Genomic DNA, 20,806 nt, shown 5'->3' on the forward strand with positions numbered 1-20,806 from the left:
TTTTGCTAAAGAGCTTAGTGGCTGTGTAGACGTTGCTGCAACCAATAATCAAGACTGACATACCGACCTGCTCCTAAAAAGAACAGGGCTAATAACATAATAAAATAGGTGATCGCGAATTCAACACCATTATTTAGAATGGTGACAGTGCCGTTGCTCGTTAACCATTCGTAATTACCATGCTCTTGCAAAATAGCGATAATCCGTTGCTTTTTTTCTGCAGCGTCGAGCACTTGCTGGTTTGCCAGCCAACTTGAGCTATCAGAAATAGCAAGCCACCCATTTTCAAAATGCACTAAAAATGCAGCCACTAACATTACCAGCATCAAGGGGAGGGCAATTAAGCGTACGCCTAGGCCTAATAATAAAAACACACCTCCAATAATTTCACTACCCAGTGCAAGTACAGTCAGTAATGTTGGCAAAGGCAAATTCAAACTGTGTTCGAACCACAGCACGGTATCATTAAATGCGAGCAACTTGGTCCAGCCAGCTTGCAGAAAAATAGGTGCTAAATAAAGACGAAGTAACAACGAAGCACTCCACTCAAAGCGTGAAGTACTTGGTAGCTTTAACAGGCCAGTATGTAACAAAGATTGCATTACTCATCCCCACTTACTGATAACGCTCCACGTTGTTTTAGATACGCTTTGAAGTCATCACAGCCGCCGATATGTTCGCCCTTAATAAAAATTTGTGGCACTGTTTTACGCTGACTTAACGACACCATTTCAGCAAATGCAGTCGCATTGTGTGTGACATCTATTTCATGGAATTGCCAGTTTAAGGACTTCATTAATGCTTTAGCTGTTTTGCAATAAGGGCAGTAATCTTTCGCATAAATTATAATTTCACTCATTTTGGTATTCCTGTTTGATTAAATTCTGCCAGCAAGTTTAAATAGAAGTTAGCTTTTGAAATATGTTGTATCTTTCTAAAAATATGTCTGAAAATCCTAATATTTATTTAAATGACCCTGATCCGTTAAGTGTTTTATTAAAGCGTTTATCTTTAAATGCAGAGGTATACGTAAACGGTGATTTTTGTGGTACCTGGGCGGTCGATACATCAGGCAGTCGCCGCATTCCCTTTCATTTGATTGGCAGCGGTGAAGCTTGGCTGCATATCGGTGATGAAAAACAAAAATTGCAAACACATGACTTAGTTATTTTTCCCAGAGATCACCAACATATTATTTCAAATAATGCTGTTAAACCGAGCGCTCAATCAGTCAACCTACCTATGACAAATGATGGCGAGACAACCAATATGGTGTGTGGTTTTTTTGAGTTTAAAAATGCGATGATTAATCCACTTTTGGATGCATTACCGGATGTTATCCACCTTCAGGCCAAACATGCAGATGGCAATACTTCCCTTAAGTTGATTGATCTTATGATTTTAGAACTCCAGAACGCACGGGCTGGCTGTTATACCGTTGTTGATCAGTTGGCTTATTTACTCTTTATTGAGGTGCTGCGAGAACAAGTTGCCAGTGACACATTAGACAGCGGGTTATTATTAGCATTATTTGATGCCCGCATCGGTAGAGCCCTTAATGCAATTCACCAAGCACCAGAAACTGCATGGAGTCTAGAACAGCTAGCAGAATTAGCGGCAATGAGTCGTTCAAATTTTGCCGATAAGTTCACTAAATTAGTGGGTACGAGCCCGATTAAGTATTTACTAAGCTGGCGTATGGTGATTGCACGAAAGATGCTTATTACCAGCGATATTAGTATTGCAGAAATTGCTGAAAAAAGTGGTTATGATTCTGAAGCGTCTTTTCGTAAAGCGTTTAAGCAAAATCAAGGCGAAGCGCCGGGCGCTGTTAGAAATAGCGCCCTTGCAGGTTAAAATATGGGACTATAAATGGTCAGGGTTTGTAAGTTCTACACTTGGCCATTGTTGATTTGCTTCAGAAATGTGTTTTGGTACAGCTTCTGCCCAAGCTTTATAAACATCTTGGTTTTTGTTTACAAATAGTTTGCCATCAACTATTTCAAATGCCTTGCCATCAATTTTAAACTTTTTACCAAAGGTCATACCGTAAGCGCAAAAGCCACCGTATTGCGGTGCATACTTTTCAGGGTTTTGATTAAATAAATCACGGTTTTCAGCAGATTTAAAGCGGTAAATTGCATCGTTATACACAGCGGTATAATCTGCATTACCTAATACAGGCTTTCCTTCTGTAAAATAACCAATGACGTCATGACCCGCTAAAATAACACCGTTTTTATCCGTTTCAGTGTCAAAGCCTGCTTCGGCGAATGATGAAAGACCCACAAAGGTGATTGCTAAAATGGTTTTTATTGACTGAGAAAGTGTCATAACAAGTGCTCCAATAGTGTTTTTGTTAGGGCACATGTTACGCACGCTTTCTCAGGCGCTCTATATCCAAAATCTCGAAAACTATGTCGTAAAATCCGAACTTAACTGAAACTGTTGTCGTTATTATTCCTTTGTTTTCGTAATTAAGGCGTCTAACTTAGCTTCCAATCTTAGAATATCTTCTTTTGTGGCAAAGGTTTGTTCCGGCTTACCTTCTTCTTCGTGCATGACTTGCATAGCATCCACAATAATACCAATAAACAAGTTAAGTACGGCAAAGCTGGTAATGATAATAAAGGGCACAAAAAACAACCAAGATTCAGGGAAGAGCTCCATGGTAGGCCTTACAATACCCATTGACCAGCTCTCTAATGTCATAATTTGGAATAGGGTATAGGCTGACGCGCCGATACTACCAAACCACTCTTGCATGTTTGTATCTGGGTGCTGACCAAACAATTTGGTGGCAAGGACTGCTGAAACATAAAAAATAATGCCAAGTACACCAATCACAGAGGCCATGCCCGGTAATGAATGACCCAGTGCGCCAATGACACGTCGCATTTGCGGTACGACAGAGAAAAGTCGCAATACCCTTAGTATTCTGAAAGCTCTGAGTACAGAGAGCGCGCCACTGGTTGGTGCCCAAGAAATCGCAACAATAATAAAATCGAACCAGTTCCAGCCGGACTTAAAAAATTGTGCGCGATAGACAATCAATTTAAGTACCAGCTCAAACGTAAAAATAAGTAAAATTACAAAGTCGATAATTTTTAAAATCTCGGTATTACTTTTGCCAAACTGAGTGGTTTCAAGTCCGAGCGTGAAGGCATTAAAGAGAATAATAGCAACAATAAAATTGTTGAAATATTTTGCTTCAACAATTTTTTTAAGAAAGGTGGTGAGTGCACGCATTGATGTCATTCAGATAAATCTATTAAACGAAGTAGAATGCTACATTTGGGCTTTTTGCTGACTTTTCAAGTTGAAGTTGCGCCAATAATAATGATGGATATTCACTGAGGCGCTTCATTTTTCGTTAAAAGTAAGTTGCGGACTTTTTAATTAGTAGTGTTTTTAATTGAATGGAGTTGAATACTAAGCACACTTAAATGCCGTATCCCATTTTAATTTTTTGATACTGCCCTGATTTTTTTATTTCTTTGATGCAACTATCTAGCTTTGTTAAAAAAGCGTTTTTATCTTTGATGCGATCACTGTTTTTAGAAAGCGCAACAAAATAGTTTTTGGTTTGAATATCAAATTCAACAGCAAGAATGTCTTCTCTCACACCTAAGGTAGTTGATAACCAATAAACGGTATCAACAGTGTTAACAAAGGTATCAATTTTTTCCTCTGCTAAAAGTGAAATTAAACTAACATTTGAAGTGACGCTTCTAACAAAGCCTTTTTCAAATTGCTCTTCAATATATTGATAATAGTCCTTTGAATATTTCAGCCCCTGCAAGTGGCCGATTCTAAGGCCTTTGAAATCTTCGATTGCTTGTATCTCAAAAGGCGCTTTTTTATTTATAAAAGGCTGATAACTGGTTTTGAACAAGGGCTCTTGACCATAAATCAAAAATGACTCACGAGAGGGTTTGTAAGAATAAATATGGAGGTCAATATCTCCCGACTCCATGTATGTTCGCATTCGTTTGATAGGGTGATAAATAAAGCGAGCCTTATAGCCTGTTTGAGGCAGGCACTGTTTTAACACTTCTTTAGCAAAGCCAATCGGTTGATAGCGCTCACCTTTGAAAAAATAAGGCGGCCAATCAGGATCGTTTACAATGATCTCGTTTGCAATTGTTTGATGGCTAAAGAAAATTGCAAAAGAAAGTAAAAACGCAAGGTTACGCATACACACTAAATGAGGGACAAAAGTTATCTTTAATGATAGCTAGCTGTCGAACTTTTTCAATTAGGGGTGACCCATTGACTGCTTAGTGTGGCAAAGAAACCTTCTGCTTTTAACAGGTTTATTGCATTGTTTAGCTTCTCTACAACAGATTTGTCGACTGACTTTTTACTCACCATGATAACAATGTCGTCACTGTAAATTGGCATTGGATGGGCTTCAAACTGATCCCAAAGCTGATACTTTTTGATAAAAGCGTGCATGGTATTTGGGTCAACTAACAATCCATCGAGGTGACCCTTTAAAAAAAGCGAGACATTTTGTTCTAAATCGATTGCTTCAATAATGTTTTCTTTAAAATCATACTGATTGATTAACTTTGCATATTCTTCACCGTAGTAGTAGCCACTTTCTACGCCAAGAATGTAATCGCTATTGATAAGATCTTTCAGTGAATTCATTTTAATAGAGTCACTGTGGCCTTTTTTAACAAATAGGTTCACTGTTTCTTGTCGATAAGGTTCGGTAAAGTAGGCATATTCAGCACGTTCAGCGGTTTTTGATGCCCCCATTGCTAGGTCTACTTTACCTGTTTTAATAAAGTGAAGGTGAGTTTTCCAAGGAATTTCAGCGATACTAAATGACAAGTCTGCGCGTTTCATGATTGCGTTGAATGCATCGATATCGAGTCCAACTAGCTCGCTATGATTGTTATGGTATTGGTAGGGGTACCATAGCTCCCAACCAGCAGACAGTTGTTTTGCTTTGACCGAAAAGGTTAATAAGCATGCTATTACTATTATTATTCTGAGCATGAGATATTCTGTATAGATTTTGTTCTTTACAGTATTAACTAAATTTAGCAAAACACAATAACAATAAGATTAGAACTAAGTTGCTAGAGCAAGTAGCATAGTATTAGCCTGCCTGTCGCATTTGTTTTTTATATTCAGAGGCTGTTTGTCCCATTACCTCTTTAAAGGCTTTACTAAAGGTGACCCGGTTAGCAAAGCCTGACTCAAATGCAATGCGTTCTAACGGCCAATGAAGAGATGTATCTTCAATCAGTGAAGTTGCGTGTTGAATACGATAACCATTAATAAGCTTATAAAAGTTCGTGTTCATACTTTGGTTAATTACTTGCGAGAGGGTATGGGCTTTAATATCGGTTTCATGTGCCAGCATGGTTAAGGTGAGCTTATCATTTAAGAAAAGCTGCTTGCTCTTAATTTGTTGTTCTAAATGTTTAGCTAAATGATTGCTTTGTTCTTCACTTAACGCTGAATGAAAGTATTTTATGTTGCTTGATTCTTCGTTTTGTAAAGTTACGTTCTGCTGTATCAATGCATGTTCTTCTTTATTTAATAACAAGTCAGTTTTTTGTAGCGCGACATAACCAATTGCTAACACAATTAGGGCGACAAATAGCAGCCAAACATCACTTACTAGCGCAAGCGTACCTACTGCAAAAAATTGCTGCGCAATAAACAGACCTACCCACACCAATTCGAGAGCAAAGAGCGACACCACAAGAAATTTAAGTTGTTTTAACACTGCCGCGCTATTATCTGCACGTAAGGTGTTGCACACGTTTTCAAACGTTTTAATGTGCTGCCAACTTAAATATAAATAAATGCTTAAATGTGTTTTGATTGCTAAGAATAAAAACACAAATTTCAGCGGCAAAATTCGTGGTTCTGTTTGCGTAAGCACAAACTGCCACATGTTAATTTTGGCATCGAATGATTGAAATACAGAAGGTGCGTTGTAACACCATAACGAAATGGCGGGGATAAAATGAAGTGCTAACGAAAGTGGCTTTGGCTTTTCTTCACCCACCATTACACTGATATAGACAAACACAAGCGGGCCAATGAGTAGCACTTCTCCTGGCAATAAATCCATTAAATGCGCTAAGTGTGTGTATAAACCTAAGTAAAGAGCACCACCTTCAAATAACTTATAGCAAACGATAAAGCAGACGATTGAAAGCCATTTTGCTGTGTCGGAATTAGCGTTACTCGCTTTTTTCCATAGGCTTATGGCAAGCATGAGTGCATGACTAAATGCAACAAAATAAATTATTCCTAACACTGTTTGAGACATAGTTTTTCCGAAAACGTAAAAGCACGATGTGAAGTTTAAAGGTGCAGTTAACACGTGTGTAAAGTTCAAGCCATTCTTACAGTTTTTTAGCTAACTTTATAGGCTTTAGTTGTCTAAATGGAATCAGCTAACATGATAATAAGAGTAAAAATCAAGCGCGAATTAAACGTAAATCAAGTTAACTTACAAAGTATTTAAGTACGTGTTTATTAGCAAGATAAACCCTTTTTATTCAATTGGTTAGGTTTTATTTTTGTTAATCTCAAATTAGCTTTACACACTAAAATCCTTAATAAGTAAGCTTATTTATCGAATTAACTTTTAAGGATAAATAATGCTTACTTTGTTTAAAATTGGTCGCATTTCACTGTGTACTTTCGTTGTGTTGCTCAATAGCTTTTCTGTAGCTGCAGTTACCAAAATTGACTCAAAATCGTTTTCAAAGCAAAAACACTACCGCCATATTATGTTCCGAGAAACGCCTTATGCATCGTACCGCGGTATTCATCCTATTTCAGATAACGTGTCCGAAACAAATGCGCATTATCAATTTAGCTATGATGAGAAAGGGCGTGTAAACGAAATACGTTATCAGATGGGGGACCACCTCATTAGTGGAAATGAAGTTTGGGATTCATTTATTTGGTTTGCCCCAAAAGTAAGTATTAGCTATCACAAAGATAAAGAAATTCACACCTATTACAATGCACATAATAAGCAGATTGCAGCACATGGCGGTGTGTTTAAAGCGGTTTATGCGCTAGATGAAAATGGTAAGCGTATCGCACTCAGTTTTTTCGATGAATCTGCAAACCCAGTTGAAAGTGCGTGGCAGATTCACCGTTATGAATGGCGTCACCACAATGGCAAAGTATATGAAAAGCGGTTTAATTTAAATAATGAACAACAACCACTGCGCCCAGAGTTTAAGTTTTATGAGGTCGAACTGACTTACGATTCAGACAACAAGCTAACGTTTGTTAAAAACTTAGGCTTGAATGGTTCACCGACGAATAATGATAGCGGCGCTGGTATTGATCGCATTATTTACGATCAGCATGGCAACTTTACCCGCTGGCAAGTATATAGCAAAGATGGCAATCCGGTGGAAGGTAACCGCCCGATGGTGCACATTGGAGAGCACCTCTACGATACATTTGGTAACAAAGTTGGGTTGAGAGGCTTTGATAAGTTTGGTAATCGTAAAGCCTTTAGTTGGGGCGCGTTTGAACATAAAAGTACTTACTACCCGAATGGCAATCAAAAAAGTCATCAAATTTTTGATGAAAAGAGGCAATTAAGTCGCCACTTACTACTGGAATATAATCAAGCGCAATCACATATATCTTGGTTAAAATCGCTCGATGAAAATAACAAATTAACAGCAAGCCCTATGCTAGGAGACGCTGCTGCACTGAAATATGAATACCTAGACGATGGTAGCCGAAGCCCTACTTTGTTTAATAGCGATTTAAGTGAATTTAAAGCGCCAAAAACCAAAACAGGTGAATAATGTTAATAAGGCTCTTACTACTAAACAGTGTTGTATTGCTAACATCTGGTTATGCTAAGGCAAACGAAAATCGCTTTAATGATGGTTTTAACAGCTTAGTTAATGACGTAACGACTCAGCCGTACTTGTCGCCACAACTTGACTTTGCAAATGCGATAGCGGTGCTTAAAAATCAACCGGTAATACCTGAGCATGTACTTAAAAACTGGCAGAAGCAGCTTAAAAGCCTTCAGCCGCAAACGCACTGCGAAAAAATTGCTTATAACAGCTTGGCAAAACAGCTCAAGCTGATAGAAAAGCGAGAAAAGTTAAAAGCAGGACTCAGTCAAAGCAGTCGTTATCAAGGCAGCTTTAGCGACTTACCCAATGGCAAAAAGTGGTATTTACATTGGCTAGATACGTGGCTTATGGACGATATCACTCCCTCACAACTTAAAAACATTGCCAGTGCTGAACTTGAAAATGCGTTTGCAGAATATCAAAAGTTAAAAGCAGAGGGAGCAGACGGTGATACTTATGCAATTCCTGCAACAGAGCATACCCGTATTGTAGACGCATTTCGAAAACGAGAGGAAGTTGCAAAAGCAAGCTTACAGCGTTTATTTGCACTCAGTGACTTTGATTCACCTTTAACCATTGCCGCATCTGGGTTGCCAGAGAGTTTTCCTGCCCCGGGTATTTATGACAATCAAAGGCAAACGTTTTTGTACCATCCTCATGGTGGTGTAATGACGCCTTCGCATTTTGATTGGCTTTATTTACACGAGGGGATCCCTGGGCATCATTTACAATTCAATGTTGCTCAAAAGCAAAGTCTTTGCCCAACAAATGCGTTTGCACCAATTACCTTTGTAACGAGTGAAGGTTGGGCGGCTTATGTTGAAACTCTGGGTAAGGAAATAGGCTTGTATCAAATGAAATCCTCTGAGGCTTACGCATTAAGCTGGCGAGTGTTACGTGCACTTCGGGTATTGATTGATATTGGCATTCATTACGAAAATTGGTCAGATGAAAAAGCACAAACGCTTTGGCAAAAATATTTGCCAGATCAGCCAGAGATCATGGAGCGTGAAATTAAGCGAATTAAAAATTGGCCAACTCAAGTGATTACCTATGTGTACGGCAAATATTTAATTGAAAAGGCCATTCAACCACACACTTACAATCGCACTATTGCGCTAAATCACGTGCTTAAATTAAGTAATCAAATGCCATTGGCACTGTCACATTTAGATGAATTTCTGCCAATAAATCAGAAGAATAATTAAGAGATGACTATGAAAATAAACAAACCAATTTTACTACTTTTAAGTACCCTTAGTGTTTTTGCAACTGATACAAAAAGTTACGCGGCGGAAACGAAAACCACAGTTTTAAATGAGTTACCAAGAGCCACTTTGCTCGGAGTGATGCCAAACCAAAGTGCTGATAGTGAAGGGGTCACGCTCGCACATGTTGCATCAAATAGCACAGCATCACTACTTGGATTAAAGGTGAGTGATGTAATAACCGAAGTAAATGGAGTAAAAACAAATGACTTTCAAATGCTTCTTTCAGCTGTAAGACCGCTTAAATCAGGCGATGATATTCGCATTTCTTTTTTACGCGATAAAAAATCGCTAACGGCGTCGAATAAAATGCAGCCAAGACCATATGAAACAAGCGATTATGCACACGTTGAATACAGCGCCGTAAGTTATGAAGGCAATACACTTCGCAGTATTGTGCATGTGCCAAAACAGTTGAATCCATCACAAAAAGCGCCCGCTATTTTCTTTATTCAGGGCTATACCTGTGACTCCATTGACTATGGCATGCTGCCAAATATCACCACACGACAAATGATCGATCAGTACACTCAAGCAGGTTATGTGGTATACCGTATTGAAAAGCCAGGGATGGGTGACAGTGTTTCAGAAAAGCCCTGCCGGGATATCGATTTTACAACAGAGTCAAAGGCATTTTTGCAGGGCTTAAATGCTTTAAAAACACACACGCAAGTTGATCCAGACAATGTGTTCTTATTTGGTCATTCTTTAGGTGTATTACATGCCCCAATTATTGCTAAACAGTCACCGGTTAAAGGCATTATTGGTTATGGTGGTGTGCTTAAAGGCTGGTATGATTATATGGTCGATATCTATTTAAAGCAGTCAGTTAAGCATTTTAATTTAAGCGAGCAACGGGCACGAGAAAATACCGAACTTGTCACTCCTTTCTTAAACCTGTGGCTTAATACCGATACGCCATGGCAACACATAGTAAATGATGAGCGTGTCAAAAAAGCAACTGCAGCAAACCTACTAGAAATTAACGGCGAATTATCAGTTAACCGTCATTACAGCTTCTTTAGAGATTTAAATCGCTATGACTTTACCAAGTTATGGCAAGAATTAGATACCCCAGTATTAATGATGCATGGCAGTTTGGATATTCAAGCGATTGAGCCATCATGGGCATTTGATATTGCGAAATTAACAAGGAAGGAACAAAGTAAAGGGTTACTCATTGATAAGGCAGAGCATGCATTTATGCGTTTTGATAGTAAAGAAACTTATAGGCAAGCACGTCAGTCTCGTCAATATAACCCAACAGATCCTAAGGAGCTATTTGATCCTCGCATTGGTGAACACACGCTAAGTTGGCTTGCACAATTCAAAGATAGTGCGAAACAAACCTTGTAGCGCATTTTGCAAAAGGGGAGGTTAATCCCCTTTTTGTTTTGTCCAAACACCATTCTCTGTTTTGCCTTGGAATTGGATATTTGTCTCATCAAAGCTAATTGGTAGCTTTTCTTTTAATTGCGTTTGATAGTCTTTGGTTAAATTAACAATGGTTGGCGTTAATAAATAAATTGCGTACACATTGACTAAAGTCATTAAGCCCAATGCCACATCAGCCATACTCCACACTAACTTTAATGATGCGCTGGCGCCCCAAAACACCATCAATAAATAAGCAAGGGTATAAAGTGTACGGCCGATTTTATTATCGAGTTTGAATAAATGCAGGTTACTCTCAGCATAGGCATAATTTGCCACCACAGAAGTAAACGCAAACAAAGTTATTGCTGCGGCAATAAATACCTCGCCTATATCACCCATATGACTGGTCATCGCATTTTGCGTCAGGCTGATACCTTCCATATCGCCACTTATGTGCACATCAGAGAGTAAAATAATCAGTGCAGTACACGTGCAGAGCACTATGGTATCAATAAAAACGCCAAGCATTTGCACATACCCTTGTGCTACAGGGTGATTAGGGTTAGGTGCGGCGCCAGCTGCTGCATGAGGTACACTGCCAGCGCCCGCTTCATTTGAGTATAACCCCCGCTGAATACCGTTTTTGATTGCTGCGCCAAAGGCCCCAGCCCCAGCTTCATTTAAACCAAATGCACTGGTTAAAATATCCCAAAGCATAGCGGGCAGTAAGGAGATATTCATTGCAGTGACAATCAATGCCGTGAGGATAAACGCAATACCTATAAATGGCACAATTCTCTCAGCAAACTTAGCAATGCTCCGCAGCCCACCAACAACAATGATGCCAGCAAGCACTGCGATGACTAGCCCAGAATAATGATTGGGTATTTCAAATGTATTATTAAGTGCCTCAGCAATGGTATTGGCCTGCATTGCACTGAATGAAATGCCGTAACCTAAAAACAAACACAACGCGAATAACACCGCAAGCCAAGGTTTGTTTAAACCCAGTTTTATGTAATAAGCTGGCCCGCCACGGAATTCGCCGTTTTCATCGCGGACTTTATAAAGCTGGCCTAATACACTTTCTGCAAAGCCTGTGGCCATGCCAAGCAATGCAATAACCCACATCCAAAAAACGGCGCCACTACCACCAAGTGAAATTGCGACAGCAACCCCGGCTAAATTACCGGTGCCAACTCTGGCAGAAAGCCCCGTACACAATGCTTGAAACGAACTAATGCCAGACTTGTTGCTCTGCATGCTGGTTTTCATCACCATCAGCATATGTTTGAAATGCCTAAGTTGAATAGCACGCAATTTATAAGAAAACCAAAAGCCAGCAGCCAGCAAAATAACAATAAGCAGTTGCCCTTGGCCCCAAAGAAGATCGTTGATTGGGTTGATAATGTTGCTAAGCATAAAACCGTGTTTTTGAGTAATGATAGGTTCCACACTAGAGCAGTGATTACATTAAAGCAATAAGCAATATTGTTAACCTATAATTCTTGAAATATTGTTAAGTCATATGCTTATAAAGCTTTTTAATAAAAACGCTTACCAAGGTTAAGAGAGTTTAAATCGAGACACTAACTTTGATAAATCGTTTGCGTCGTTGTAAGTCAGGCTAGAGAGGGTCTCGTTTTCTTTTGATACACCCAAACTTGTGCCTGTACTTTCGGATAAGGTTGTTAAGTTTTCACTGATATCATTTGCAACTTGCGATTGCTCTTCGGTAGCCGTAGCGGTTTGAAGTGCAACGTCAGAAACACGCTGGCAGGCTGTCGCAATTTCATCGAGTGCGTTTAGCGTACCCGAGGCGAGCTCAACGGTTGTTTTACTGGCGTCGCTACCGACATTGATTGAAGAAACCGCTTGTTTAACGCCACTATGCAGTGATTCGATGATTTGTTGAATATTTTGGGTAGACTCTTGGGTTCTGCTCGCTAATGTACGCACTTCATCGGCGACCACTGCAAACCCTCGTCCTTGCTCGCCGGCACGTGCAGCTTCAATGGCGGCATTGAGTGCTAAGAGGTTGGTTTGCTCAGCAATACCTCGGATAGTATCCACAACCGAAGCGATTTCATCTGATTTTTCAGATAAGTTGGCAATAACATTGGCTGCATCATCGATGGTAACAGATAAATTTTCAATTTCTTTCACGCTATTGTTGGTAATTTCAATACCTTCTCTCGTGAGGTTATTAACTTGATCTAACTCTGTGGTCGTTAATTGCGCGTTGTTGGCAACATCTTTAATACCATATGATAGTTCATTCACTGCTGTAACAATAACTTCAACACTTTCGGATTGTTGTTGATTGCGAATGGTCACTTGCCCCACACCTTGGTTAAGGGAGTCTACCCCTGTAATCACTTTGCTTGATTGATCTAAAATAGTCCCGATCAGTCCACCAAGGTCCGATACTAGTTGGTCAAAATCATTAGCAACTTGGCCAACTTCATCTTGCCTTTTAGAATTAATTCTTCGAGTGAGATCGCCATCACCACTGTTAAGCTTTTTAATTTGGTTAGAAAGTTCTATTAAGGCATTGGATAGCGCTTTTGGGCCAAGAAACCCAATTACTAAGGTGATAATTATTATTAACGCACTGATGAGCGTAAGTGTGGTTTGTTGACTTTCAACATGCTCGATGGTTTGTTGACTGACAAACGAGCTTTTTTTATCAGCTGCTTCGCCTGCTTTGTCGTAGTACTCTCTTAAATCCTCAAATAAGTTAAGTGCACGCGATTCACTCACACTCTTTGCTTCGGCGTAATTATTATTTTGAATGAGCGTGAAGATGTCATTAGAAGCTGATAGCCAGTTGTTGTAACTTGACTGGAAACCACTAATTGATGAAATGATGTCGGGGTAATCGCGCATCAACTTCTGATAATTGTTCATTCTGTCTAATGCTTGCTGGGCATTTTCGTCAAATGTAGCTTTATATTTGGCAAGATTAGATTGATTGCTTTTGTCGAGTGATAAAAGGTTGGCAACGCGGGCTTGGTATAAATCTCGGTCGGCATTTATCACATTTGAGATTGCTGGGTTGAAAGTGTTTCCGAGCTTAATCAGCGCGTTTTTGGTTTTTGAAATCAGTAATGAATTTAAAATAATAAAAACGACGAAGATAAGCGCAACGCTACAAAATAAACTGGTGTATCTCACGCGAATTGACTGGAAGTTCATATCCGGCACCTTACGATTTTCTTTAACTATAGATGATAAATGCTTTCGTAAAGCTGAAATATGAACTAATTTTTCAGACTGTTAGTTAATCGAAAAAATACAGCAGTTGGATTGGGTTTTACAAAATGTTAAAACCCAACCGTTAAACCCAATACCAAACGCCTTTCGGCTTGCGGTAAATGCGAGTTGTACCAACCTTGACTGCCATTCCAGGCCTTAGTATTGACTGGATCAAAACCAATATCGTTTAATAACGCAGTATTCACCAACGGGTCGTTAGCATCTGCATCCCGCACACCAGGGTGATAATAGGCTTTATCAAATAAGTTGGTAACCCTCACACTAAACTCAACATTAGTTAAACTCGGTAATGAAAATTGCATTGCAAGATCAGTCACACCGTAACCCGAAATATTGTCGATTGGGTTGGATTCAATCGTTTCACGCTTATCAATTAACCGGGTTTTTAAATTAATATTCAGATGTTCATTTGCTTGCCAGTTTAAAATAAACCAGAGTTTACTTTTAGCAATATCACCAATTTGGGCTGTACCTGTGCGTACTTGGTGAGTGAGGTCGATAACGTCTTCATCTAATTCTAAATAATGTGTGGCGTACATATTTATTTGCCACTTACCCCAATCAGAGTAGTCGAAAGACTTAACAAAATGATAATCGATACCTGTTACATTTCGTGCACCAATGTTTTCGCCACCAACAGGTGTTGTTACTATGCTGTCGGTATTTTTTATATGATAAAGCGAAACAAGATGACGATAGTCAGTGCCTTGATATGCAATGCTTGATTCAATGGTGCGAGAGCGTTCAGGGCTTAAGTCTGGATCTGCACCTGAGCCACTCCATGCACCATAAAGGTTTCGAGGTGTGGGTTCATGATATGCCTCGCCATACATAAACTTAACATTCCATTGTTGGTGATTGTAAATGTAGGCACCACGAAACGTTGTTTCTCCGCCATAAATATTATTGTCATCATAGCGAAGACCACCACTTAACATATGGGCTTGTTTAAATTTGTATTCACCTTGCAAATAAAATCCAAAGTCACGCCATATCTCTCGGTTAGAATCATCACTGTAAGCACCAGAGGCTTCAGTTGGTAATGCTGGTAATTGAGCTAATGGAGAGATAGGCCCTGCGGCAGAAAGTACATAGGAGCGCTGAAGATCTTGGTAGTCATATTTAAAACCGGTTAGCAGTCTGATTGCCTCGTCAAACTGATAATCAAAGTCTTGATTAAATGAAAATGCATGGTTCTTTGTCAGCCAGTATTGAAAGTACGTCATTCGCGCTGACTCGTTTGGCGCAAGCAGCGTCCCACCTACTAATTGCGGGACTTCGCTTGTATTCGTTACATTCCATGCTTCAACATCATAACCATCGCCTTTTACCCCGTCGCTTTGGCCATGGAACCGAGTGCGGGATTCAAGTTTATCTGACAAGTGTGTGGTGTACTTGAGCGTAGCGCCGTATTGGTAGATCGGCCACTTTCCAGAAGCTGGTAAGCGATCAGAAGGGTAGGTTGCGCCATACCCATTTTGTTCTAACAAATAAAATGTCGAGAATTCTAAATTGTTGAAGGCAATTAAGGCCTCTAAACCTAATCGTTTCGTTTTAGAGCTAAATTGACTGGTAATGAACGGCGAGTCTTCTATAAATCCGCCCCAAAGGTCATCATTGTAGTGAATATCTTGCAACCAATAATTTGTGTTGTTATCAATTCGGTCGGCAACATCAAAATCCTCATAGTGCAAGCTAAAACGCGTTGAAAATGACTCATTTTGATAGCCATAGCTCATATCGAGATTAATATCACCATCGACACTGCCCCGTGAATTCGCAATAAAAGAAGCCCCTGATTGTTCAGGTTTTTGTGTGATAACGTTAACAACACCCATAAAAGCGTTCGCACCATAAATAACCGAGGCTGGCCCATAAACAACTTCGACACGTTCAACACTGGTTAGTGGAAAGGATGCAATTTGGGTAACTTGATTAAAGTACAAACTATTTATTGTTACGCCATCAACCATCATCAAAAATGGGGTGCCAATGGTATAGCGATAACCACGCATATAATTTGAGAAGAACGAATCGCCATGGGTGTAAATCATTTCCATGCCGGGCAAATCTAAAAAGATCTCGTCTAGGCTTTCGTAGCCACGTTGCTTAATATCATCTTTAGAGACAACGATGACAGTTGCAGGTGCGTCTTTGATGCGTTCACCACGGTTAGATGCTGTGGTAATTTCGACTTGGAATAAGTCATTTAAGCTAAGGTCAAACACATCCTCATACTCAGACGCCCAAAGAAATGGTGTAAAAACTAAGTAAAATAAAGGCGATAAGGTTCGTTTCATAAAGCGTCAATAAGTTAGATTTCAAAACGTTATTGTTATTAAACAAGTGTAGTTCTTTTTTAAATTGATGATCAAATCAAATTACTTGCTAAATAATAGATGAATAACCTGATGAACTAATTGCTCGTTTCAAACGTAATTAATTTAGGGTTTTTAATACGCCACCATTGATTTTTTGTTATACAATAAAATTAACTAAGTAGTGGGAATTGTCTTTGACACATCATCAACTTTTATTGTCCGCTCACCGTCGCTTTAACCAGGTACTCAGTGGATTAGCGCTTAGCGTAGATATCCATCCTTTTTTATCTACCGTTATCTCATCGGTGGAAGAGTTTTTGCCGGGCTCTAAAGTCTCCATTTTGACGCTAAATCGCGAAACAAACACCTTGCATTGTGGCGTTAAAAACAATTTACCTGACTTTTATAATGATGCGATAGAAGGCGTTGAGATCGGCGAAAACGTTGGCAGTTGTGGTGCAGCCGCATATTTGAAAAAAGCGGTCATTGTTGAAAACATTAATACCCATCAGAATTGGCAACCTTATTTGGCCCTTACGCAAAAAGCGGACCTGCATGCCTGTTGGTCTGTGCCTTTTTGTGACGCACACAATAATGTGATGGGGACTTTTGCTATTTATCATCATGAGCCTAAAGCTCCTTCAGAAACAGAGCGCGAAATTGTTAATGTAGCTGCACTGATTACTTCTGTTGCAATGGAAAAACGTGAGCTTGAAGCCAAGCTGAGATACAGTGCAACTCATGACGAGCTAACGGGTCTTTTTAACCGCACATACCTTAATAATATGGGCGATTCGTTTATATCCTTATGCCTGCGCAAAAACCTAAACTGTTCAATTTTGTTTATTGATTTAAACAACTTTAAACATGTAAACGATAAATTTGGTCATGACAACGGTGACACCTTATTAAGCCAAATTGCAGGGGTCATTAAACAACAAACTCGTTCAAGTGACATTGCAGCGCGGTTTGGCGGAGATGAATTTATCATTGTGATGGAAAATACCAATGGCAGAGATGGTGAAACTGTTGCTAAACGTATTCAAAATGCAATTCTTGATTCGGTCTCTAGCGATATTCTTGCTCTTGGGTTTGGAGTCAGTATTGGCGTAGCGATGATTAATAATGAGCAGCAGTCACTAAACAAACTGATAAACATTGCTGATCAGGCAATGTATCATGCGAAGCGAAATCACTTAGGCGTTTATTGTAAGCATTAATTTGCCTAGAGCTTTTGACATAATCCTAACTTCTCTTACCTTCATTCTTTAGAACAATTAAAGAGCTTTGCTCTTTTCAAACAAAGTGTTTGCACGGCTTTTCATTCGATAAATGGACAATTGTGAGCTTTCTCACTATACCTAATTAAGCGTAAAGTAACTCTTAAGCATTGATGAAACTATCTTTTTATGGCACTCGTGGTTCGATTCCAACACCAGGACCTCAAACAGTTAAATATGGTGGAAATACGGCTTGTACTGTGATTAGTCACGATGATGATTTTGTGATTCTTGATTCTGGTACCGGCATTCGCGTTTTTGGTGAAGAATTACTCAAAGATAAGCGTCCAATCAACATACTGCTAACTCACCACCACTGGGATCACATACAAGGCTTTCCATTTTTTCTGCCTATTTATCAAGCAGATCGTGAGATAAATATCTACATCGCTAAAACCGAACCTTGTGACAATAATGCAATTTTAGCGCAAATGGATAAAAGCTATTTCCCAGTCAATTATCGTCAGTTACCGTCAAATATCACACTAAAACCTATTTCTGGGAAATCGTTTAATGTGTCAGGGTTCGCAATAGAGTGTATCCCAATAAATCATCCAAATAATGGCTTGGCTTATTTAATATCTCGTGATCAAAAACGCATTGCTTATGTCACAGATAATGAGCTGTTTCCTGAAGCGCATCAAACCACAGACTATGACCAATGGTTAAACTTGCTTTTGGATGTTGATGTATTAATTCATGATGGCCAATACCTCGACACAGAACTCAGTGAAAAGCATGACTGGGGCCATTCAAGTGTTGAGCAAGCACTATTACTTGCTGAGCAGTGTGGTGCCAAAAAAACCTTTATTTATAGTCATGCACCAGAGCGCACCGACGATGAAATTGATAGCTGTTATGCACGTCTTTCAGAATTAATGCCAAATATGAATTTTGATTTTGCTAAAGAAGGATTGCAGTTTGATCTTTCTCTTTTGAAGGAATTATAAGTATGCCAAGTTTAGATAAGGCAAGGGCGCTTAAACAATTACTTGAATTAAGCTACCGACTTTCAATTGAGCGCGACACAACAAAATTATTAGAAGATATTTTGCTATCAGCAAAATCTCTTTGTTATGCTGATGCAGGTACGATTTATTCTTTGAGTGATAATAAATTACACTTTGAAACGGTAATAAATGACTCTCTCGATTTGTATTTGGGCGGGAGTTCCAATAATGAAATTCCTTTTTCGCCAATAACGCTGTTTAACCCAGATGGCACAGCGAATGAAAATGCCTTAGTCACCCTCGCATCGCACTCTAAACAAACCATTCATATTCCGGATGTATACTCTTGTACTACTTATCCATTAACCCAAGCGAAGAAAGTCGATGAGCAAACAGGTTATCACACCACCACAGTATTAACTGTGCCAATGCTAAATCATGAGGGTGATATCAATGGTGTTATGCAATTGATTAACCCTATGGAAAACGGTGAAGCAAGCCAGTTTGATGAAGTCAAAATTGATTTAGTTGAAGCACTTGCTTCGCTTGCTGCAGTTGCAATGAGTAACCAAGCATTAATCGATAATATGGAACAACTGTTTCGCTCTTTTGCAGAATTAATCGCGCAAGCTATAGATGAAAAATCACCTTATACCGGTGCGCACTGTCGCAGAGTACCTGAACTGACAATGATGTTAGCCCATGCAGTGAATGATGTAGGTCATGGCCCATTTGCTGAATTTGAAATGACAGAGCAAGAAAAATACGCTTTAAATGTGGCTGGCTGGTTGCATGACTGTGGCAAAATAGCCACACCCGAATACATTATGGATAAAGCGACAAAGCTTGAAACAGTATTCGATCGCATCGATCTAATTAATACTCGCTTTGATGTGATTGAAAAAGAATTTGAAATTGCTTATTTGCGCAACGAAATAAGTGAACAAGCCTACCAAGAAAAACTACAAATGTTGGCAAGTGACAGAAGCTTTTTAGCCATAGTGAATATCGGTGGCGAGTTTATGACCGATGAGCAGTGTGAAGAGTTACAGAATATTGCAGACCGTTATGAGTACAATACAGCACTAGGAACAGTTAAATTACTGAATGATGAAGAGCTTAATTGCTTACAAATCCAGCGCGGCACGTTAACGGATGACGAGCGAAAAATAGTGAATAGGCATATTGATATTACAATAAGAATGCTCGAATCTCTTCCATTTCCGAAGCATTTAAGACAAGTGCCAGAATATGCAGGTGGGCATCACGAGCGAATGGATGGGCAAGGATATCCAAAAGGACTTGAAAAGCATCAGATGTCGGTACCTGCAAGAATGATGGCAATTGCGGATATATTTGAAGCACTGACAGCATCTGATAGACCCTACAAAGAAGCGAAAAAACTCAGTGAGTGCATTGATATTATGCTTAAAATGGCAAAATTTGGTCATATTGACCCTGAGATTTTCGCTGTATTCATCGAACAAAATGTCTATTTAGAGTACGCAGAAAAATTTCTAGCTGATTTCCAAAAAGATACAGTGAATAATATTGAAGTCTTGGCGCTTTTAAATGAAAAGCCTCATTGAAGTTCTTGCGTAAAAAGCGAGTAGAAACTAACTTTATTTACAGCGTTTATTAATTAAAAAGCACTTTTATGGCGTCAGCAGAGCAACCGGGACAAATATCAGCTCAAGCATTATTAGCGGAGCGAAAACGCCTAGAAGAAGAGTTTGAGGCTCGTTACACAAAACGTATTACGGTGATGTTTACAGATCTCGTTGGATCGACATCAATTACCGAAACCCATGGTGATATTCTTGCGCGTGAAATGATAAAGCATCATGACGATATTATTCGAGAGCGCATTGAAGCCAATCAAGGTGTACTTGTAAAAACCTTAGGCGATGGCACCATGAGTTATTTTTCAAATACACTTTGTGCTATTGACGCAGCTGTTTCAATTCAAAACGCATTAGTTGAATTCAATAAACAAAAAAAATTGGCCATGCCAATTCAGGTACGGATAGGCATTAACTTCGGCGAAGGTATTGTTGAGGAAGATGACATATATGGCGACGTTGTTAATGTAGCAGCCCGAATAGAATCGCAAGCGCAAGCCGAAGAAATCTATATTTCTGAATCAGCTTATCAAGAGCTCTCTGAAAAGGGAAAATATTACGCTCGTGTAATTAAAAGCACTTACCTCAAAGGTAAAGCGAAACCAGTGCAAGTTATCAAAGTATTTTATAAACAAGAAGAAATTGAAATTGATCGAAAACGAACAATTTTAAGTGACGTAAAAGATAAACTGTCACTTAAGGGAGTGTTTCGAGTTTTTGTTTTTTTTGCAGTGTTGATTGGGCTTGTTTATGCCTACATGACGTTTTCCAATTTATTGGAACAAGAGCCTAATGTGTCTGAGACTCGCAGCAAAAAAACCACGATGGAGTAATT

The 20,806-nt window shown here is 39.3% G+C and carries 18 protein-coding genes; 8 read left to right on the forward strand and 10 right to left on the reverse strand.

What is annotated here, in order from left to right:
- Positions 1–14: 14 nt before the first annotated feature.
- Both OM33_RS16835 and grxC read right to left on the reverse strand, forming a co-directional pair.
- Positions 15–602 carry an HvfX family Cu-binding RiPP maturation protein gene (locus OM33_RS16835; RefSeq protein WP_040135289.1) on the reverse strand — a complete coding sequence of 196 codons (588 nt, stop codon included), beginning with the start codon at positions 600–602 and terminating at the stop codon, positions 15–17.
- Positions 602–859, reverse strand: a complete 258-nt coding sequence (gene grxC, locus OM33_RS16840; RefSeq protein WP_040135291.1) for a glutaredoxin 3 — start codon at positions 857–859, stop codon at positions 602–604. The genes OM33_RS16835 and grxC overlap by 1 nt, the downstream gene beginning before the upstream one ends.
- A gap of 62 nt (positions 860–921) precedes the next feature.
- Here grxC and OM33_RS16845 point away from each other — a divergent pair, with 62 nt between their 5' ends.
- The gene (locus OM33_RS16845) at positions 922–1,857 is read left to right on the forward strand and encodes an AraC family transcriptional regulator (protein WP_052141114.1); all 936 of its coding nucleotides are present in this window, start codon (positions 922–924) and stop codon (positions 1,855–1,857) included.
- A 9-nt stretch (positions 1,858–1,866) separates the two neighbouring features.
- Here the strand turns inward: OM33_RS16845 and OM33_RS16850 are convergent, their stop codons facing one another.
- The 5 genes from OM33_RS16850 to OM33_RS16870 form a co-directional block, all read right to left on the reverse strand.
- Positions 1,867–2,334 (reverse strand): YHS domain-containing (seleno)protein, encoded by a 468-nt coding sequence (locus tag OM33_RS16850; protein WP_040136892.1) that lies wholly within the window; start codon positions 2,332–2,334, stop codon positions 1,867–1,869.
- Between the two features lie 123 nt (positions 2,335–2,457).
- The gene (locus OM33_RS16855; protein WP_040135292.1) at positions 2,458–3,258 is read right to left on the reverse strand and encodes an ion transporter; all 801 of its coding nucleotides are present in this window, start codon (positions 3,256–3,258) and stop codon (positions 2,458–2,460) included.
- Positions 3,259–3,442: 184 nt separating this feature from the next.
- Positions 3,443–4,198 (reverse strand): substrate-binding periplasmic protein, encoded by a 756-nt coding sequence (locus tag OM33_RS16860; RefSeq protein ID WP_040135294.1) that lies wholly within the window; start codon positions 4,196–4,198, stop codon positions 3,443–3,445.
- A gap of 56 nt (positions 4,199–4,254) precedes the next feature.
- A complete protein-coding gene (locus OM33_RS16865; protein WP_040135296.1) occupies positions 4,255–5,010 on the reverse strand; it encodes a substrate-binding periplasmic protein in 756 nt (251 codons plus the stop codon).
- A gap of 103 nt (positions 5,011–5,113) precedes the next feature.
- Positions 5,114–6,301, reverse strand: a complete 1,188-nt coding sequence (locus tag OM33_RS16870) for a helix-turn-helix domain-containing protein (RefSeq protein ID WP_040135298.1) — start codon at positions 6,299–6,301, stop codon at positions 5,114–5,116.
- A 334-nt stretch (positions 6,302–6,635) separates the two neighbouring features.
- On the opposite strand from OM33_RS16870, the gene OM33_RS16875 reads away from it, so the two are divergent.
- Genes OM33_RS16875 through OM33_RS16885 form a run of 3 tightly spaced genes read left to right on the forward strand, consistent with a single transcriptional unit; the run spans position 6,636 to position 10,498 of the window.
- The gene (locus OM33_RS16875; protein ID WP_040135299.1) at positions 6,636–7,814 is read left to right on the forward strand and encodes a hypothetical protein; all 1,179 of its coding nucleotides are present in this window, start codon (positions 6,636–6,638) and stop codon (positions 7,812–7,814) included.
- Entirely contained in the window at positions 7,814–9,082 is a 1,269-nt protein-coding gene (locus OM33_RS16880; protein ID WP_040135301.1) for a DUF885 family protein, read from the forward strand. Before OM33_RS16875 ends, OM33_RS16880 begins: the two co-directional genes overlap by 1 nt.
- A 9-nt stretch (positions 9,083–9,091) precedes the next feature.
- Complete coding sequence (locus OM33_RS16885; protein WP_040135303.1) at positions 9,092–10,498, forward strand: PDZ domain-containing protein; 1,407 nt, start codon at positions 9,092–9,094, stop codon at positions 10,496–10,498.
- A 21-nt stretch (positions 10,499–10,519) separates the two neighbouring features.
- Here OM33_RS16885 and OM33_RS16890 read toward each other — a convergent pair whose 3' ends face one another.
- The 3 genes from OM33_RS16890 to OM33_RS16900 form a co-directional block, all read right to left on the reverse strand.
- Complete coding sequence (locus OM33_RS16890) at positions 10,520–11,941, reverse strand: alanine/glycine:cation symporter family protein (protein ID WP_040136893.1); 1,422 nt, start codon at positions 11,939–11,941, stop codon at positions 10,520–10,522.
- A 144-nt stretch (positions 11,942–12,085) separates the two neighbouring features.
- Positions 12,086–13,717: a methyl-accepting chemotaxis protein gene (locus tag OM33_RS16895; RefSeq protein ID WP_040135304.1), complete on the reverse strand. Its 1,632-nt coding sequence runs from the start codon at positions 13,715–13,717 to the stop codon at positions 12,086–12,088.
- 128 nt (positions 13,718–13,845) lie between these two features.
- Positions 13,846–16,098, reverse strand: a complete 2,253-nt coding sequence (locus tag OM33_RS16900) for a TonB-dependent receptor plug domain-containing protein (protein ID WP_040135305.1) — start codon at positions 16,096–16,098, stop codon at positions 13,846–13,848.
- 215 nt (positions 16,099–16,313) lie between these two features.
- On the opposite strand from OM33_RS16900, the gene OM33_RS16905 reads away from it, so the two are divergent.
- From OM33_RS16905 to OM33_RS16920, 4 genes are all read left to right on the forward strand, one after another.
- The gene (locus OM33_RS16905; protein WP_040135307.1) at positions 16,314–17,339 is read left to right on the forward strand and encodes a sensor domain-containing diguanylate cyclase; all 1,026 of its coding nucleotides are present in this window, start codon (positions 16,314–16,316) and stop codon (positions 17,337–17,339) included.
- A 173-nt stretch (positions 17,340–17,512) separates the two neighbouring features.
- The gene (locus OM33_RS16910) at positions 17,513–18,349 is read left to right on the forward strand and encodes an MBL fold metallo-hydrolase (protein ID WP_040135309.1); all 837 of its coding nucleotides are present in this window, start codon (positions 17,513–17,515) and stop codon (positions 18,347–18,349) included.
- A 2-nt stretch (positions 18,350–18,351) separates the two neighbouring features.
- A complete protein-coding gene (locus OM33_RS16915) occupies positions 18,352–19,938 on the forward strand; it encodes an HD family phosphohydrolase (protein WP_040135310.1) in 1,587 nt (528 codons plus the stop codon).
- Between the two features lie 68 nt (positions 19,939–20,006).
- Positions 20,007–20,804, forward strand: coding sequence for an adenylate/guanylate cyclase domain-containing protein (locus OM33_RS16920; RefSeq protein WP_040135313.1), 798 nt, complete (start codon positions 20,007–20,009; stop codon positions 20,802–20,804).
- The last annotated feature ends 2 nt before the right edge of the window (positions 20,805–20,806 follow it).

Origin of the sequence: Pseudoalteromonas piratica (assembly GCF_000788395.1) — a bacterium.
Taxonomy (GTDB): domain Bacteria; phylum Pseudomonadota; class Gammaproteobacteria; order Enterobacterales; family Alteromonadaceae; genus Pseudoalteromonas; species Pseudoalteromonas piratica.